Origin of the sequence: Paenibacillus sp. Cedars (assembly GCF_003184205.1) — a bacterium.
In the GTDB taxonomy this organism is placed as follows: domain Bacteria; phylum Bacillota; class Bacilli; order Paenibacillales; family Paenibacillaceae; genus Paenibacillus_AQ; species Paenibacillus_AQ glucanolyticus.
Window position 1 is genome coordinate 6015642 of sequence record NZ_CP020866.1, and the last position, 15017, is coordinate 6030658.

Genomic DNA, 15017 nt, shown 5'->3' on the forward strand with positions numbered 1-15017 from the left:
ACAGGTCTTCGAAAGTCCGGATCATTCTTCAGTATTATAAAGGGAACGGCCGTACCTTTCTGGAGAACCTCTGAAATCGGGATGATGTCTTTAGGATAGAATGAGTCATCAATTATATCTTCTGGCCATTCCATAATGGTCTGGGGCTTGGATGGTTCCAATCGTTCTAAACGATGTTTAACATCCTCGCCCTCTGGAGGGGGACAGGCTGGAATGGTATAATCTCAGAAAGAATGATTAGAGTGGGAGGCATGAACGATGAGTGAGGAGCTTTTGGAGCAGCTGGAAGAGTGGCATGAAGAGGATGAATATGAAGAAATTGTCGATGCCATTATGGAAATTCCCGCAGAAGAACGGGATTATGTGCTGATCAGCCATTTGGGCAGAGCGATGAGTAATCTTGAGCGTTATGAAGAGGCAGTTGAGCAGTTCTTGCTGATTGCAGAAGAGGGTAAGGATGATCCGCTGTGGCATTACCGCATAGGCCTTGCTTATTACTATCTGGAGCAATATGAGGATGCCCGGAGAGCGTTTGAAGTGGCTGATCACTTGGAGCCCGGTGATGACGATACTTTGGAATTTCTGGAATGGATTCGAAACAAAACTGCTCCGAAGCCTGTAGTGGAATCTGCGGTTATGGCCTATACGGATCCTGACGTGCTGAGCTTTTGGAATGATAGCGCCCCTGCGGCAGAGAAATATGTTTCAGCCCCGCCGACAGATGATGTAATTGAGTCGGTGGAGGAAGCACTGGTCTTCAAACTGCCCGCATCTTACGTAAATATGATGAAATTACATAATGGGGGGATTCCCCACAATCGGTATTTCCCTCTGGGAGAAGCAACAGCTGAGGGAAAAGACGCCATTGAGATTTCCGGTATTCTGGGAATTGGACGAGAGAAGAAAAAATCATTGGCCGGAAGCTTAGGCAGCCGATTTATGATTGAGACGGGCGGTTATCCGGAGGTTGGCGTGGTCATATGTGACTGTCCTTCAGAATCCGAGGTCGTCATGCTGGATTACCGTCCATCCGGCAACGACGGGGAGCCCGAGGTTATCCATGTGGATAAAGGACAGGATTACAAGATCACCCGGCTTGCCGTAAACTTCGAGGCCTTCATTAACGGATTGGTGAGTAAGGGGTAGCAAATATCCAGAAACATGCGATTTACAACGCAAGAAAATGCCTCTACAAGAAGGCCCAACTTCTCTGTAACTGTATAGAGGAAGTTGGGCCTTTTGCGTTATGAACCATAAATTGATGTAAACTGAGCCTGTGGAGGAAGCCGTTCATGCATTCATGGAGTTTGATAGCAACATGAAGGAAGATCGGTGTTTTGTACACAGACGACTGATGGTCTGGGTTGCAGACGAGGAGCAACATGATTTTCAAATCCACGGATTTTACCAGCACCATGGGTAGTGCTGCAGATCCACCCATGCGTAATGCAATTTTTTTCATGTCCCAAAATATTCCAACCTATGCTAAAATGTAAACAAAACAGAAACGTTAGGGAGGCATTTATTTTGATAGGGCGCAGTGGGAATCCAATACTCAAGGAAGAAACGTTTGAGAAGAGTGGGTATTACAATGACCAGGAAACGATGACGATTGGCGGAACGGTGAACAAATCGTTCATGCTGCTCGCGCTGCTGATCGGGGCAGCGGTCATTTCGTGGGTGATGTTTTTCAACGGGTATGAGGTATTCCCGTTCATGATCGGCGGAGCGATAGGCGGTTTTGTCCTGGCGCTGGTCATCAGCTTTGTGCCGAAGGCAGCACCGTATTTGGCACCAATCTATGCGGTTCTGGAAGGCTTCTTCCTTGGGGCATTGTCCGCACATTACGAATATCTGTACTATGGAATCACGCTGCAGGCGGCCTTACTGACGATGTGCATATTCCTGGGCATGCTGCTCGCTTATAAGACAGGTCTGATCCGGGCGACCCCAGGCTTCAAAAAGGGAATTATTGCAGCCACGATCGGCATTGCGCTTGTATATCTGCTTAGTATGGTTCTGGGCCTGTTTGGTGTAGCCGTGCCTTACCTTCATGACAGCACCCCGATCGGCATCGGGATTTCGATTGTCATCATCATCATAGCTGCACTGAATTTCGTGCTCGACTTTAACTTCATCGAAGAGGGAGCACAGCAAGGCGCACCCAAATATATGGAGTGGTACGGCTCCTTCGGTCTCTTGGTTACCCTCGTATGGCTGTATATTGAAATCATCCGCTTGCTCTCGAAGCTGGCGAATCGGGATTAATGCTTTACATTAGAATGTGAATGATCGCTGTCGGGATGTCCTCGGCAGCGATTTTTTAATATATGGGATGGGGCATGGGTTCGCAGAATAATTAATTCTCGAAAGTAAAACCCTATAAAGTGCGACTTGTGTTTAAATAATAAGTAGGGTAGATATCGTCATCATTAAACTGCGTGAAGAAGGAGATCCCATGACAGACAAGAAAGCCATGATAGATATAGGTTGGAATTTAGACAACAGTTATGCTCAATTGCCGGAAACTTTTTTTACAAAACAGGCTCCCACGCCTGTGCGTGCACCGGAATTGATTGTGCTTAATGCGCCACTGGCGGCATCTCTTGGTTTAAACGCCAAGGCACTGCAAAGCCCGGAGGGTGCAGCCGTGTTGGCGGGTAACGAAATGCCCGAAGGAGCCTTGCCGCTGGCACAGGCCTATGCCGGGCACCAATTCGGGTATTTTACGATGCTCGGTGACGGCCGGGCGGTTCTGCTGGGCGAACAGCTCACGCCGCAGGGCAAACGGGTGGATATTCAGCTTAAGGGTTCAGGCCGGACACCATATTCCCGCGGAGGGGATGGCCGGGCGGCTCTAGGCCCGATGCTGCGCGAATATATCATCAGTGAAGCCATGCATGCCCTGGGTATTCCGACCACCCGCAGCTTGGCGGTCGTGTCCACCGGTCAGCCTGTTACGCGTGAAAAGGATCTGCCGGGTGCGATTCTGACCCGCATAGCGGCCAGCCATCTGCGCGTCGGTACGTTTCAGTATGTAAGGGGGGCGGGGACAACCGAGGATCTGCGGATTCTCGCGGATTATACCCTGCAGCGGCATTACCCGGATGCAGAGCCTGGAGCTGGTGCTAACCGCTATCTGGTCCTGCTGCAGGAAGTTATCAAGCGCCAGGCCGCTCTTATTGCCAAGTGGCAGCTCGTAGGTTTTATTCATGGGGTCATGAACACCGATAATATGACCCTGAGCGGCGAAACGATTGATTATGGTCCTTGTGCTTTCATGGATACCTTTGATCCCAATACGGTATTTAGTTCTATAGATTCCCAAGGGCGCTACGCCTATGTCAACCAGCCCTATATTGCGGCGTGGAATCTTGCCCGATTGGCGGAGGCCTTGCTGCCGCTGCTGCATGATGAGGAGGAGCAGGCTGTCAAGCTGGCCGAGGGTGCCATCGGCGCATTTACCGATCTGTATCATGAGCAGTGGCTCGCAGGCATGAGAGCCAAGCTGGGAATTTTTCATATGGAGGAGGAAGACGAAGCCTTGATTGAGGATCTTCTCAAGATGATGAAAAATCATCAGGCCGACTACACCAACACCTTCCGTGCTTTAACCTTTAATAAGCTGGAGGACACGCCTCTGCAAGGCACACCGGAGTTTGCCTCCTGGTATGAGCGCTGGCAGGCCAGACTTGGCAGGCAGCAGGAATCGTGGGATGATGCCCGCGAGCTTATGCGCAGCAGCAATCCTGCCGTCATTCCGCGCAACCATCGGGTGGAGGAAGCGCTGGAAGCAGCAGAGCAGGAAGGGGACTACAGCGTGATGCAAGAGCTGCTGGACGTTCTGGCAGAGCCTTATGCGCATTCCCCGGAGCAGGCGGAATATGCAGTCGTGCCTAAGGGGTCCCGTCCTTACCGGACCTATTGCGGAACGTAAGGGAATAGAGGGTCAAGCAAGGAAGCTTCTTGCTTGACCCTTTTTTATATGGGCTCAGCCTTGTCCATCTGTTACTTCCGAATTCCGCATGAATTCAAATACAACACAAAAAAGCCCCTGGACCTAGAGTCCAAGGGCTGTATATCGTATGGCTATTTTATTCGAGACCTTATTCAACATCATAGCAGAACCGAAAGAAACAGTCTATATTTTTGCCCGGAAATACCATAGAGTGAGGAAGCCGGCAAAACAAATGAACGGGAGCGTGGTTTCATGGGGTGGACTTGTCATCTCGATCAAGCGGATTTACAGGAGTATGTCGAGAAGGTTCTGGGTACCGGTTATGTTGTGGCGGAAGTGACGAGGATGCATGGTGGCGCGCAGAAGGTCGTCTATAAGATTCATTGCGATAACGGTTTTGTCTGCGTGCTGTATGTGTGGGATTTAACGATGAATTATTTTCAGGAAGAAATAGCGAACGAGCATGATGTGCACGAACGGTCCTTTGGCGCTTATTCGTTTGAAATGAATAACAGATGGCTAAGGGAACACGGCATTTTAACACCTGCTCTGTATGACCTTCATGTCCATACGAAACAGAGCCGTTACCCGTTTGACTATGCTCTTGTTGAGTATATCGAGGGACAGAAGGCGGAGGCTTATGTTCAGCACCCGGATCACCGGGTCCAAGATGAGGTGCTGGAGCGGCTGGGCGACATGATCGCAGGTATGCATGCACATCAAAGACAGATCTATGGAAAACCTGATCCAAGCGAAGGGCGGCGCCAGGAGCCGTGCCATCTTATGCAGCTGGATAACGCCAAGAAACAGCTCTCATACGTTGTCTTGCATCATGCAGCGATCCGAGACCATCACGACAGGCTGATTGCTATATTGAATGAGCTTGAATCCAGAATAGATTCCCGTAAGCGGTACGGTTATATCCATGGGGAGCTGGGACCGGACCACGTCTTGGTCACGGAACGCTTCGAGCCGTATCTTATTGATATTGAAGGTGCGCAATTCTTCGACACCGAGCATGAACATACGTTTCTTGAGCTTCGATTCGGAGAGAGCTACCGGTATTTCAGACCAACCGGGCTGGATCCGAACCGAATGTTATTCTACCGCCTGCATCACTACATCTCGCTAACCTCGGGCGGCTTGAAGCTGCTTCACCGCGGGTTTCCCGATCCGGCCTTTGCTCGAAGCCTGGCCGATTACCATGCCCGGAACACCCTGCGATTCATAGAGGAATGGAGATGATCCTCGAGGAGGGTGGCTGTGGCAGGCGGATCGGACTTACAATATTACAATACGGTTCAACGGTGCCGTAATGAGCACTTACCGGAGCCTGCAACACCTGCAACAGCATAAACAGCCGATGATCTGCATGTCATGCAATCATCGGCTGTTTTGTTAGTAGTGGTGATTGGCGTTTGGCTCAAGAAGCTCAAACCTCGCTCTATTACTTGGAGGCCTGCTGCTTCTCGTTCAAATGCTCGGTCAGGAATGTTACGATTCCGTCCTCCGCATCCTGGGAGTACTGCCAGACCATCGCGCCGGCGAGGTCCTTGTTCTGGATGTAGTTGACCTTTTCCTGCAAGGCCTCCTTATCCTCGTAACTGATGAAGGTATTGCCGTTAAAGAGGTAGGCGGCCTTGGCTTTGTTGTCATAATAACGCTTGAAGCCGTTTTTGTTCAGGTAGGCTTTCTCGATCTGTTTGTAATTGAGATTTACCTTGTCGATGTCAATCGGCGTTCCGGGTGCGAAGAGACCATCTTTGCTGCCCTTGACCTCCTTGACGTTCTTCCAGCCGTACGAATAGGCAGGGACACCCAGCAGCAGCTTCCTGCTGTCGATATCGTGGTCCAGGTACATGGAGATGATCCCGTCGATGGAGTGCTTGGATTTCCCCTTGCTGTCCACGTACAGATTGGAGTTGAACCCGGTTGTGTCCGACCACTTGCCGGTCAGGTCATAGGTCATCACGTTGATGTAATCCACGTATTTCTCCACTTTTTTGACCTCAACATTGTCGAAATACCAATCCTGTGTTCCCGAGGCGAAGGTCAGCAGGTACTTCTTGTTCTTATGGGGCAGACGGTACAGCTTCTCCCGCAGTTCCTTCATCAGACTGGTGAAATTCTTCGTATCCTCAGGGCGTGCTTTCTGTGTATTCCAGGCATGGAATGCCGGATACTCCCAGTCAATATCTACCCCGTCCAGATCCAGCTCCTTGACCATATGGATGATACTTTCCGTGAACAGATAGCGGTTCCCGTCCAGGGAAGCATCGGAGAAGCCGTCTGCACCATAGCCCCCGATCGCCAGCACCATCTGGGTCTTCGGATTATGCTTTTTCAAATTCTTGATATTTTCTTTGATCTGGTTGTTGGTGGTGCTGTCTTCATGGAAATAGAGGTCCGTTCCCTTAATCTTGGCAAAAGCGATAAAAGCGATGTCGACGCCCTTCTCTGACAGCTTGATATTCTTGTAGTCCTGCCAGGCCTCCACGTATACAGCCGTTATCTTCCGGTCTTCCGCCGAGGAGATCTGATAGAAATATAAGCCCATGCCCCCAAGCAGCAGCACGATAAACATCTTGGTATATATCGTTATTCTCATCGTAGTTAACCCCGCCCGCCGAATAGAATGTAGGTTGCCGTTTTACTTAGGTTCAGCACCTTGACGGTGATGTAGCTGATGGCGAAGATGATGGAGATATTCACGATCAGGCTGAGGGACGCTTCCAGAAACGTAGCCTCGACCTCGGTTCTGCCGGACAGCATCATCTCCACCAGCAGGTGAATCAGATAGATGCTGAAGCTGGCCCTGGAGACCGAACTGATCAGCTTCTGGATTTTGTGGTTTATTTGATCGCTGATCGTGGCTTCCTTCTCCTTGAAGAAAACAAACAAGCCGACCGCCATGAAGAAGGTGGTCATGGAATAGTTGCCGTAGAACATCTCATCCAGCACACCGCTGCGCAGCGAGACAAAATAAGTGGCTACCGGCGTGAGGAAGAACGAGACGATGCCCAGATTGTATAATATATTTTTGAGCTTTAGCGGCAGCTCGTAATGGAACAGATAGTACCCCAGTATAAAATAGCCCAGGAATCCCATGAAGAACGGAATGTTCATAATCGGAATGTTAATATATTGATCAGTTGCCCGGAATACCGTGTCCGAGATGAAGCGATACGCAATGCTGACGATAAACCATAACAGCAGGTAGTACCTGAGATCCTTCTCGCTGCAGGATTTGATAAACTTGCTGATCAGCGGTACCGTCATATAGATGGCAATAATGGCATACAGGAACCAGAGATGCACATAATTCCGGTCGGTCAGCAGCCGATAACCGAAATCGACCACGAACTCATAGGCGTTCATGCGGCTTCTCATAATGTAGTACTGATTGTACAAGCCATAGATGAGCGACCAGGTCAGGAGGGGAATGAGCAGCGGCAGCACGCGCTTCACGTAGAATTCCCGGTAGGTCGTGATTTGGGTTCGGAGAATCATGGCGCCGCTGATCATGAAGAATACCGGCACGGCGAAGCGGGAAATGGAATTAAACCCGTTGCTGATCCACCATGAGGAGGAATTGAAGTCATTCGTGCTGGTCAGCACCTCCGCTGTATAATGCAATATAATGACGGCAACGATGGATAGAATTCTTAGAATATCTACGTATACGATTCTTTTATTTGGAACCATGCTGTTTGAGCAGCCTCCTTCTTCATGACTTAATTCGATCCTGCGGCGATGTTCTGGCTGATGGTAGCAACGCCTTTCCGCTCCACGAAGCCCCAGCCCTCATCATTGTCAAAATATTTAAATGTGCCCGCAATATTGATGTACAGCAGCAAATTCCGGTAGGTTAACAGCTCCACCTGGCTGAACAGGAACATTCTCATATAATCCATAAACGTATACGTACTGCCGTACTTACGGCATAAGTACAAGGAAATGATGACCTGGGCCGCATTGAGCAGCACGCTTATAAGCAGGAACAGGATGGCATGCAGCAGGTTTCCGCCAAAGATCAGCGTCTGCCCCAGATAAAATATCGTGGTAAATGCCGAGAGGGTTCCCAGCATAAACCCGTCAATAGCAAAAAACAGGCTCACGCTGACGCTGAATTTCTGGGACAGCCTGGACCAGTAGATCAGGATGCAATCAACAAATGCCTTCTGCCAGCGAATCCGCTGCTTGTAGAAGTTCTGGAGATTCTCGGGGCATTCGGTATAACATACCGCTTCGGGCGCGTATACCAGCTTTTTCTTCAGTCGATTGGCTTTGATATATTCATGAATTTTCAAGGTAATGTCGATATCCTCGCCTACCGTGCTGCGGAAACCGGCCACATGGACCAGAACGTCCTTGTAAAAGGCACCAAAGGCGCCTGAAATCACAACGATCGAATTAAAATGCGATTGCGTAAGCTTGCGGACATAGAAGCCGTGCGTATAATTGATGATCTGGCTCTTAATGAGCCCTTTTCCACGAAATTTCTCCACAATTGCACCGTTCTCATCCCGCACAGCACCCTGCACAATCTTGACGGTACCGCCAAGCGCAATGATGTCGTCATCATGGAAATATTGATTCACATACTTGAGCGAGTCGGCTTCCAGCATGCTGTCTGCATCCAGGGTAATCACGATATCCGAGGCGGCATAATCGATGCCCGCATTCAGCGAATCCGCTTTTCCGCCATTCTGCTTGTCGATAACATAAATATGGTGGTAGAGATTGGAACGATAGAATCCTTTGATCGGTTTATAGGTCAGCTTGTTGTCTGCCGGCCTGGCATCCGGCTGTAAATCCAGCAGCTCGTCAAGCGTGGACATCGTCCCATCCTTGGAGCCGTCGTTGATGATCATGATCTCATAGTTGCTGTAATGCAGACCGGCCATGGCATCGATGCAATTTCGGATCGTCAGCTCCTCATTGTAGGCGGGAACGAGCACCGAAATTGATTTTTCGTCCAGATCTGCATTCAGCTTCTTCACTTTGCTGCATAGCAGCGGAATTACCGTATACAGGGCTTGAAACACCAGAAATACACCGGCTAATCCGTAAAAAAAGTACTCCAAACTCCTCACTCCTCTCTTCTCTATCTCTCTGTGTGATGAAGACCAGTATGGTGCGCCAACTCTATGGGATTTGAGGTGAATCGGCACTTTCTCTATATCGATCAATGTCAAGGGGTAAATTTTGTTGCGCAGGGATACTATCATCCATTTACAACCTTTCATTCCATATAAACCCATATAACATCTTATGTAATAAACTATCGTAATTGGCTCCCAAAAGTAAAACCGCGCTATGGAGCAAGAAAACGAATACATAGATGCTTTTCGAGTATAGCCTCTGTTTTGGTGCATCTTTCTATATTTTAGGCGGCTAAAGCGATTTAACGAGGAATGAAATCTGGAACATTTCGTGTAACTTCGATAGAACTGGACTTAAATCGACGCCATTCTTCAGGAATGACTTGATATTTACAGGGGGTCCCTTAGAATGGTAGAGAAGAAGATGATAGAGGAGTTCAGGACATGAATGAGGTTGTTGTACGAAACAACGTGAAAGTGATAGGAGACGGGGAGCGCACACTCATGCTGGCGCATGGATTCGGCTGCGACCAGAGCATGTGGAAATATATCTTGCCTGCCTTCGAGCCGCATTATCGCATCGTGCTGTTCGATTACGTAGGCTCGGGACGATCCGATCTATCGGCGTATACATCGGAGAGGTACAGCAGCCTGGACGGGTACGTGCAGGATGTGCTGGATATCATGGAAGCGCTGCAGCTTCAGGACGTTATCTTCATAGGTCATTCCGTGAGCTCCATGATCGGGATGCTGGCATCCATCCAGCGGCCGGACTATTTTGAACAATTAATCATGATCGGACCTTCAGCCCGCTATTTGAATGGTGACGGGTATGTTGGAGGTTTTGATAAAAGCGATGTGACCGAATTGCTGGCGATGATGGAGATGAACTTCGCGGGCTGGGCGAGCTTTCTCGCGCCGATTGCCATGAACAATCCAGAGCTTCCCAAGCTGACCAAAGAACTGGAACGAAGTTTCATCTCCACAGACCCTGGGATTACCAGAGAGTTTGCCGAGGTGACCTTTTTCTCGGACTGCCGGAATGAATTGTCTCGCGTTACCGTGCCTGTGCTCATTATGCAGTGTTCGGATGACAGCATCGTGCCGATTGCAGCCGGCGAATATTTACATAAACACCTCCATAACAGTACATTCCGCCTCATGGAGGCAAAAGGCCATTATCCGCATATCAGTCATCCGGAGGAAACCATTACGATAATTCAGGAGTATCTGAAATAAGCGTGTATTCTAAGGATGAGGGCCCGTACGGAAAGGATCGATCAATAAGCAATGGATGAGCGATTGAAATATGCACCCTGCGGTTATGTCTCCATAACCCAGCAAGGCATCGTAAGAGAGGTGAACCAAACCTTCCTTCATATGATGGGATACCTTGAAGAAGACGTGGTGCAGAAGCATTTTGAAGCGATGATGTCGACGGCAAACAAGCTGATATTCCACTCCTATTTCTATCCGCATATCCATCTTGACGGACATGTGGAAGAGCTGTTTATCCGTTTAAAGAACAGTCGGGGCGATTCTGTTCCCTTCATATTGAATGGTCGACGGTTTGAGCGGGAAGGCGAAGAATGGCTGGACTGCGTACTGGTGCAGATGGGAAGGCGCATTGATTATGAGATGGAGCTGAGGACGGCCAAGAGGCAGATTGAGGAAGCGTATTGGGAGAAGGATCGGGCGCTTGGCGAGCTGAAGCATATTCATATGGAGATTGAACGGAAGCAGACGGAGCTGATGGAGATTAATGCGGTCTTGGTCGAATTGTCGAATACGGACAAGCTGACAGGACTGAAGAACCGTAGGTTCTTTCAAGAGCAGCTTGAAGAGCAGCTGAGACTTTACAACCAATCAGGACGTCCATTCTCCTTGTTCCTCATCGACATCGATCATTTCAAGCGCGTGAACGACACATGGGGACATGCGGTGGGAGATGAGGTTCTGGTTGATGTAGCGGGTATACTGAAATCCTGTGTACGTGAAGGAGATGTCGTGGCCCGTTATGGCGGGGAAGAGTTCGTGATGATTCTGCCGGGGCTGGATGAGGCGGAAGCAAGGGAGATTGCGGAGCAGTTCAGGCGCGCAGTCAATGAGGCCATCTGGACAACAGGCAGCATTACCATCAGCATCGGCATGATCACAGCGACGCCGGATGACGATGAGGCGGCACTCCTGCAAAAAGCGGACCAGGCTCTGTATGCCTCCAAGCAAAACGGCAGAAACCAGGTCACCCATCATGTGGATTTGAAGCTTCCCGGGTATTCGCACTAATAATGACGATTGTTTTGATTGCTACAAAAAGCCATAACCAGGTGAGCTAAGGCTCGCATGGTTATGGCTTTTCAGGTTTATCCGAGTATTTCAGGTGGGTGTCGTCTCGCACGCTTCATCATGCTTCGCCAAGTGGCGAGCAGCCAGAGACTTCGTCCCTCAGGACAGACGTTTACCGGGCAAGGCGGACCCCAAACACCGCTTGAATTACTGTCCGGCACTGCGCCGGTTGTACGAGTCGGTGTACGTGCTGTGCCGGAAGTGCAGAATCGGGTCATCGGACAGCGCCATGCCCTCCGCCATGACGGTGGGGTCCATGAGCAGCCCCTCGGGCTCCTCGATGATGTCGGTGACGTAGAGATGGCCAAGGATGACTCGTTTACGGTCGTCCGGCCATGCGCGGGTAGGATCATCTGTGGGATCGCCGGCTTCCCCGAAAATGGCATCCAGCTGGAATACAGCTGCTGCTGTCTCAAGGCGAAGACGCAGCTCGTCCATCAGATAATCCTCTGGCTGCTGTGCGGCATCCTTGATAGACAGCGTCTCCACACCGCCTTCCGGCAGCCATTCGAATTTCACGGGCCGGGCATTTCCCTGCGAGTCGAGGAACAAGTAGGCATGGATGCAATAATAATGACAGGCAGCATAGCTGGCCGGCGGCTTTAGAAGTTTTACAGCCAGCAGGCTTTCTTTGCTCTCCGAGAAATGGGTGATGATCTCTCGAATCAGATCTATCGGTCCCCGCTCGCCTTCCCGAGTCTCGTTAACGGTCTTCATGATGTCGAGAAACGATTCGGGTGTACGGGCAAAAAAGACCGGCACCGTGGCCCCTACCAAGTAAGTAACATCGCCCCCAGGCAGGGTGAATTGGACGGCCATCCCTTTGGCCGGAGATAACAGGTCAGCCATGGCCGGGTTGGTTGAAACGCCGGAGAAGCGGACGATTGCAGGCGTCTCCGCCTGTTCCTGCATATGAGGGGCCGTGGTAAAGGCTGCGCCCAGGCCGCTCGACCGGAAGCTGGCACGGCAGCAGAATCCCTTGGCATGCGCCCGGCGGTAGCCGGGATGCACGCCGGACAGATCCTCAAGGGCATTCACCGTTTGCGACGTGATATCGGATGGAGCAGAATCCGGAACCGGATGAGTACGGCCAGACTGCGCGTCTGTCATCATCTCTTCCTCCTCGCGTTGTCATTAATTACCACGAGAGTGTGCCCCATTAACTTGTTTTTTATGAGAGTAGGGGAATCTACATGAATTCGTAGAAGTAACGAATGAAATGAAAAAAGATCAGCGAGGTGTAGGTCAGGCTGTCCACCCGGCTTAAGTAGCTTTTCTTCAACGCATCGAACCGTCCGTCGTCGCCGATTAATAGATCCCGCTTCAGCACCGATACCGTCAAGCTGCCGAAGAAGCCGCTGAGGCTGATCAGCATGCCGGATAAGAGGGCGAAGGTCGGGCTGAGCGGCGTCAGATAGGGGTAGATGAGGTAGGCGCATCCTGTTGTTGCAAGAAACGCACAGGCAAAGCCTTCCCAAGTCAGGTTGGGGTTCGATGTCGGCACGATTCTGCGTCTGCCAAAATAGAGGGAAGCGATGGTGTGCGCCACATCGTTGAGCTGTGTTAATACAACGAGAAACAGCACGAGTCCTGCTCCATACTGGGGCGACGCAAATTGGAAGTAGGCCAGGTGGCTGAGCCCGAACACCATCAGCATCAGACCCCACTGGGTCGAGCTGACGCTGCGCATGAACCCGACGGTGCCTTTGTTGATCAATCGCGGGAGCGGCAGCACCAGGAATACATAGATCGGTATGAATACAATAAACATGCCGTACCATTCGATATAGATCCAGTAGAACTGGACAGGTATGGTTAAGTACGCCCACAGGAACAGTCGGCGGTCGGCTTTTCTTGTTTTGATCATGGAGAAATATTCTTTGAGCGTAAAGAAAGTAAGCACCATTAGGGATAGCAGAGAAACGACGGGATTCAGAAACGTCGCCAGGCAGAAGATGACCAGCATGCCCCACCAGGTTTTGATGCGGAATCCTACATCGGTATAGTCGATATTCGGCTGCGTCTTGCTCATCACATAATAGAGGAGCTGAATGACCGACAGGACGGAGAATATCAGGATTAAGGTTAGTATCGAGCTTTCCATATGCCTATCATCACCAACTTGTCACGGGTAGGATTTTTCGTTCTGCTGCAGGAATCATATGTTATTATGAAGGAATAACTCCAAATTGATAAGGGGAAATTTCGTAAATGGTAGACGATCGCTCGGTCTTTATACTGCTTACCAATACCGGAACGCTCTTTACAAAAGTCATTCAGGGCTATACGAGAGCACCTTACAATCATGCTTCGATCTCCTTTAACCGGGAGCTGTCGGAGTTATATAGCTTCGGAAGAAAGAATCCGAACAACCCGCTGAACGGCGGGTTTGTGAAGGAGGATCTGAGGACGGGAACGTTCAGCAAGTACCCCAATACGACATGTGTCATCTATGAGCTTCGGGTGTCTGAACGCGACATCGAGAAAATGAAGCGGGTCTTGCAGGCCTTCATCCGAAAGGACAAAAAATACTTTTATAATATATTGGGTGTGCTGGGCATCGCGCTCAAGGAACCGATTGAGTTCAGCAATTCCTACTTCTGCTCGCAATTTGTGGCAGAGATTCTGCACCGATCCGGCGTCAGGCTGTGGGATAAGCTGCCTGCCCTGGTAACGCCGGACGATTTTCGCCAAAGCGAGCGCCTGAACTTGATATATGAAGGAAAGCTCAGCGAGTACGAGGCTTGAACTTGGCGGCAAGTGCGCGGCCGCTTGCAATCCTCCTCCTACGCTCCTCTCCCCGAACATCCGAATCACGATCCGATGATGAAGGAACTGCGCAGTAGTATATTTGATCGAAATGAGCAGGAGGGCCACGTGTTTTTTGATTATGAGACGAGGGTGTATTGGGGAGAGGTTTAACAGAGTTTATTGTTTGAGCGCCGCTCGCCCGGGGTACTGGTACTACGAGTGCACCGATGAACTAAAAAGGAGCGGATGATCATGGAAGTCCATGTCAGATCTTTTTTCGTGAACGATGATGGAGAGGTCCCTAACAATCCTGAGCTGCCCGTCATTGTATACAATGGCGTGTTCGCGGATGACCCGAGCGGGCTGGAGGCAGCCTTTAACCGGCATCAATGGAGCGGGAGTTGGGCAGGCGGCGTATATGATTATCATCATTATCACAGCAACACGCACGAAGTTCTGGGCGTGAGGTCCGGAAGCGCGACCGTCCTCGTGGGCGGTGACGCAGGGGAGAGGCTGGAGATTTCTTCAGGCGATGTGATTGTGCTGCCAGCAGGTACTGCACATATGAAGCTGAGCAGCAGCCCTGATTTTGAAGTGATTGGTGCTTATCCCGAAGGGAACACGCCGAATCTGAGGGAGCGGAACCCGACGGATCGCGCGCAGGCCATCCACGAAATCAGAAGTGTCCCCGTCCCGGATACCGACCCGGTATTTGGCAAGGAAGGACCGCTGCTGCATAAATGGGTGAAATGATAAGATCGATAACCGCCGTATGGGAAGTAAAGAGATCGGGAGGCCGGCACTAAGACTGCGCATGCTGCGCAGGGCAGGTGCGGCCTCTTTTTTTATATACAGGA

13 protein-coding genes are annotated in these 15017 nt (G+C 50.4%); 8 read left to right on the forward strand and 5 right to left on the reverse strand.

Annotated elements, in window-relative coordinates:
• The first annotated feature begins 258 nt into the window (after positions 1–258).
• From B9D94_RS29030 to B9D94_RS29045, 4 genes are all read left to right on the forward strand, one after another.
• Positions 259–1146: an SMI1/KNR4 family protein gene (locus B9D94_RS29030; RefSeq protein ID WP_148248563.1), complete on the forward strand. Its 888-nt coding sequence runs from the start codon at positions 259–261 to the stop codon at positions 1144–1146.
• A gap of 381 nt (positions 1147–1527) precedes the next feature.
• Positions 1528–2268 carry a Bax inhibitor-1/YccA family protein gene (locus B9D94_RS29035; protein ID WP_006207222.1) on the forward strand — a complete coding sequence of 247 codons (741 nt, stop codon included), beginning with the start codon at positions 1528–1530 and terminating at the stop codon, positions 2266–2268.
• A 190-nt stretch (positions 2269–2458) separates the two neighbouring features.
• Complete coding sequence (locus tag B9D94_RS29040; RefSeq protein WP_148248564.1) at positions 2459–3937, forward strand: protein adenylyltransferase SelO; 1479 nt, start codon at positions 2459–2461, stop codon at positions 3935–3937.
• A 273-nt stretch (positions 3938–4210) separates the two neighbouring features.
• Positions 4211–5203 carry an aminoglycoside phosphotransferase family protein gene (locus B9D94_RS29045; RefSeq protein ID WP_148248565.1) on the forward strand — a complete coding sequence of 331 codons (993 nt, stop codon included), beginning with the start codon at positions 4211–4213 and terminating at the stop codon, positions 5201–5203.
• A gap of 202 nt (positions 5204–5405) precedes the next feature.
• On the opposite strand, the gene B9D94_RS29050 is transcribed toward B9D94_RS29045, so the two are convergent.
• Genes B9D94_RS29050 through B9D94_RS29060 form a run of 3 tightly spaced genes read right to left on the reverse strand, consistent with a single transcriptional unit; the run spans position 5406 to position 9045 of the window.
• Entirely contained in the window at positions 5406–6566 is a 1161-nt protein-coding gene (locus B9D94_RS29050) for a glycoside hydrolase family 18 protein (protein ID WP_148248566.1), read from the reverse strand.
• A gap of 5 nt (positions 6567–6571) precedes the next feature.
• Positions 6572–7663 (reverse strand): acyltransferase, encoded by a 1092-nt coding sequence (locus B9D94_RS29055; RefSeq protein WP_148248567.1) that lies wholly within the window; start codon positions 7661–7663, stop codon positions 6572–6574.
• Between the two features lie 29 nt (positions 7664–7692).
• Complete coding sequence (locus B9D94_RS29060) at positions 7693–9045, reverse strand: glycosyltransferase family 2 protein (protein ID WP_148248568.1); 1353 nt, start codon at positions 9043–9045, stop codon at positions 7693–7695.
• A 462-nt stretch (positions 9046–9507) separates the two neighbouring features.
• Here B9D94_RS29060 and B9D94_RS29065 point away from each other — a divergent pair, with 462 nt between their 5' ends.
• Both B9D94_RS29065 and B9D94_RS29070 read left to right on the forward strand, forming a co-directional pair.
• The gene (locus B9D94_RS29065; protein ID WP_148248569.1) at positions 9508–10302 is read left to right on the forward strand and encodes an alpha/beta fold hydrolase; all 795 of its coding nucleotides are present in this window, start codon (positions 9508–9510) and stop codon (positions 10300–10302) included.
• 51 nt (positions 10303–10353) lie between these two features.
• Positions 10354–11349 (forward strand): sensor domain-containing diguanylate cyclase, encoded by a 996-nt coding sequence (locus B9D94_RS29070; RefSeq protein ID WP_148248570.1) that lies wholly within the window; start codon positions 10354–10356, stop codon positions 11347–11349.
• A 207-nt stretch (positions 11350–11556) separates the two neighbouring features.
• Here B9D94_RS29070 and B9D94_RS29075 read toward each other — a convergent pair whose 3' ends face one another.
• Together B9D94_RS29075 and B9D94_RS29080 are read right to left on the reverse strand one after the other, a co-directional pair.
• Entirely contained in the window at positions 11557–12522 is a 966-nt protein-coding gene (locus B9D94_RS29075; RefSeq protein ID WP_148248571.1) for a catalase family peroxidase, read from the reverse strand.
• Positions 12523–12598: 76 nt separating this feature from the next.
• Positions 12599–13513 carry a phosphatidate cytidylyltransferase gene (locus B9D94_RS29080; RefSeq protein WP_148248572.1) on the reverse strand — a complete coding sequence of 305 codons (915 nt, stop codon included), beginning with the start codon at positions 13511–13513 and terminating at the stop codon, positions 12599–12601.
• Positions 13514–13620: 107 nt separating this feature from the next.
• On the opposite strand from B9D94_RS29080, the gene B9D94_RS29085 reads away from it, so the two are divergent.
• Both B9D94_RS29085 and B9D94_RS29095 read left to right on the forward strand, forming a co-directional pair.
• Positions 13621–14157, forward strand: a complete 537-nt coding sequence (locus B9D94_RS29085) for a hypothetical protein (protein ID WP_006207212.1) — start codon at positions 13621–13623, stop codon at positions 14155–14157.
• Between the two features lie 255 nt (positions 14158–14412).
• Positions 14413–14913, forward strand: coding sequence for a cupin domain-containing protein (locus tag B9D94_RS29095; protein WP_006207211.1), 501 nt, complete (start codon positions 14413–14415; stop codon positions 14911–14913).
• The last annotated feature ends 104 nt before the right edge of the window (positions 14914–15017 follow it).